At 65.0% G+C, this 2,849-nt stretch carries 2 protein-coding genes and 1 pseudogene; all 3 read left to right on the top strand.

Annotation, left to right across the window (positions count from 1 at the left end; genetic code table 11):
- The first annotated feature begins 137 nt into the window (after positions 1–137).
- The 3 genes and pseudogenes from DLM46_RS38770 (at position 138) to DLM46_RS40865 (ending at position 2,717) form a co-directional block, all read left to right on the top strand.
- Positions 138–1,016 (top strand): tyrosine-type recombinase/integrase, encoded by an 879-nt coding sequence (locus DLM46_RS38770; protein WP_115110366.1) that lies wholly within the window; start codon positions 138–140, stop codon positions 1,014–1,016.
- Positions 1,017–1,022: 6 nt separating this feature from the next.
- A pseudogene (locus tag DLM46_RS40870) lies at positions 1,023–1,748 on the top strand (IS91 family transposase); the annotation flags it as partial.
- A 63-nt stretch (positions 1,749–1,811) separates the two neighbouring features.
- On the top strand, positions 1,812–2,717 hold the full coding sequence (locus DLM46_RS40865; RefSeq protein WP_425274058.1) for an IS91 family transposase: 906 nt from the start codon (positions 1,812–1,814) through the stop codon (positions 2,715–2,717).
- Positions 2,718–2,849 lie beyond the last annotated feature (132 nt).

Genomic DNA, 2,849 nt, shown 5'->3' with positions numbered 1-2,849 from the left:
GTTGAACGAAACCGCTGACGCGGTAGCAGGTGGTCGGCTGGCGGCGGCGTCTTCGACACCGTTCATGGCGTGTGTCCCCTCGGGTGGGACGATGGCAGTGCAGTTTGCTGCCTCGTCCCTTCTGAGCGGAGTCCACCATGACACCCCTACGTCGACGCATGACCGAGGATATGCGCGTGCGCAACCTCGCCGCCAACACACAACGCGCCTATCTCCAGCAGGTGCATGCTTTTGCCGAGCACTTCGGTCGTTCCCCGGATCTGCTGGGTCTGGAGGAGGTGCACGCCTGGCAGGTGCACCTGATTGAGGTCCAGCGACGCTCAACCAGCACGCTGGTCGTTGCCACTGCGGCGCTACGGTTTCTGTACAACGTCACACTCAAACGCAACTGGTCCGTCGAAGAGCTTCCCAGATCGAGGAGACCACGCAAGCTGCCGGTGATCCTCAGTCAGGAGGAGGTCACCCAGTTTCTTGAAGCGATCCGCAGCGTCAAGCATCGTACCGTGCTGATGACAGCCTACGCCGCGGGCCTGCGCATCTCGGAGGCCACCCGGCTGAAGGTCAGCGATATCGATAGCCAGCGAATGACGCTGCGTGTCGAACAGGGCAAGGGGCACGCCGACCGCTACGTGATGCTCTCGCCACGTCTGCTGGAGGTCCTGCGCAGTTACTGGCGCATTGGCCGCCCCCAGTACTGGCTGTTTCCTGGCCGATTCCCGGATCAGCCCGTGGGCGCGAGCGTGGTACGACAGGCATGCCAGGACGCCCGTCGCCGTGCCGGTATCAGCAAGCCCATCACACCGCATTCGCTGCGCCATGCATTTGCGACGCACCTGCTCGAATCCGGCACCGATGTACGCATGATCCAGTTACTGATGGGTCATCGCAGCCTGGCCACCACGGCGCAATATCTCAAGGTCGCGACCAGCACGATCTGCGCGACGACCAGCCCATTCGACCGGCTGCCCCCAGGCACTTCGCAGACCTCACCCGAAACGCCGGCTGACCACGTCTGAGCCGCGATGAAGGCCAAGCTGGAACTGGCGGACATCCTGCACCGTCACGGCCCGGCATACCGGCATCTCTACGCTGATTCGCTTGACCGCGAACAGTGCCGTGTCATGCGCGCCATTGAACAATGCCGCACCGCGGCCCTGGGAGGCCACGTCGAGCAGTGCGACGCGTGCGGGCACCAGCGCATCGCCTACAACTCGTGTGGCAACCGGCACTGCCCGAAGTGCCAGTCGCTCGCCCGCGCTGAGTGGCTTGACCGCCGTCAGGCGGACCTGCTGCCAGTCCCGTACTTCCACGTGGTGTTCACCGTGCCGCAGGAGATCTCGGCCATTGCATTCCAGAACAAGCGCACCGTCTACGACATCCTGTTTCAGGCCACCGCCGAAACGCTGCAGACGATCGCCGCGGATCCAAGGCACCTCGGTGCCACGATCGGCTTCATCGCGCTCCTGCACACCTGGGGACAGAATCTGGCGCACCATCCGCATCTGCACTGTGTGGTCCCGGGCGGCGGCCTTGCTGATGACGGCACGCGCTGGGTCGCCTGCCGGCCCGGTTTCTTCCTGCCCGTGCGGGTACTCTCGCGCCTGTTCCGGCGACTGTTTCTCGAACGGTTGCAACAGGCATTCGATGCCGGCGCCCTGGGTTTCTTCGCGCCACTGGCCCATCTGTCGGAGCCGGGCGAATTTGCCCGCTATCTGTCGGGCCCGCGTCATACCGAGTGGGTCGTCTACNTCGCCCGCGCTGAGTGGCTTGACCGCCGTCAGGCGGACCTGCTGCCCGTCCCGTACTTCCACGTGGTGTTCACCGTGCCGCAGGAGATCTCGGCCATTGCATTCCAGAACAAGCGCACCGTCTATGACATCCTGTTTCAGGCCACCGCCGAAACGCTGCAGACGATCGCCGCGGATCCAAGGCACCTCGGCGCCACGATCGGCTTCATCGCGCTGCTTCACACCTGGGGGCAGAATCTGGCGCACCATCCGCATCTGCACTGTGTGGTCCCGGGCGGCGGCCTTGCTGATGACGGCACGCGCTGGGTCGCCTGCCGGCCCGGTTTCTTCCTGCCCGTGCGGGTGCTCTCGCGCCTGTTCCGGCGACTGTTTCTCGAACGGTTGCAACAGGCATTCGATGCCGGCGCCCTGGGTTTCTTCGCGTCACTGGCCCATCTGTCGGAGCCGGGCGAATTTGCCCGCTATCTGTCGGGTCCGCGTCACACCGAATGGGTTGTCTATGCCAAGGAGCCGTTCGGCGGTCCGCAGCAGGTGCTCGACTATCTCGGCCGCTACACGCACCGCGTCGCGATCTCCAACCACCGCCTGCTCAGTCTGACTGACGAGCACGTGACGTTTCGCTGGAAGGACTACCGTCATCCAGGCAAGCCCTGCGTCATGCGCCTGCACGCTCACGAGTTCCTGCGCCGCTTCCTGCTGCACGTGCTGCCGCACGGGCTGCAACGGATTCGCCACTACGGGCTGCTCAGCAACCGGTTACGCGCGACCCGCATTGCCGCATGCCGGCATCTGCTTGGCACACCGCCTGTCGAAACCCGCCTGACACCCAGACCTGATTACCGCGACCGCTACGCGCAGCTGACCGGCCGATCGCTGCGCGACTGTCCGGTCTGCCGACACGGTCACATGGTCTGCGTCGAATGCCTCCTGCCTGGCGCGTCACCCCGGGCACCGCCGAACGACTCATGAGGCTCAAATCAACACGGCTGACACGCCGGAACCAACACGTCCTCACGGGGCCGCTGGACGTGCATGTCCAGCGTGGTCCCAGCCTGCCTGCCGCGCGCGGCGTCACCTGTTCGCTACCCACCCCGGCCGCAG

The sequence above is a fragment of the Paraburkholderia lacunae genome (genome assembly GCF_003353175.1).
In the GTDB taxonomy this organism is placed as follows: Bacteria; Pseudomonadota; Gammaproteobacteria; order Burkholderiales; family Burkholderiaceae; genus Paraburkholderia; species Paraburkholderia lacunae.
This window is presented reverse-complemented; position numbering and strand designations above follow the sequence as displayed.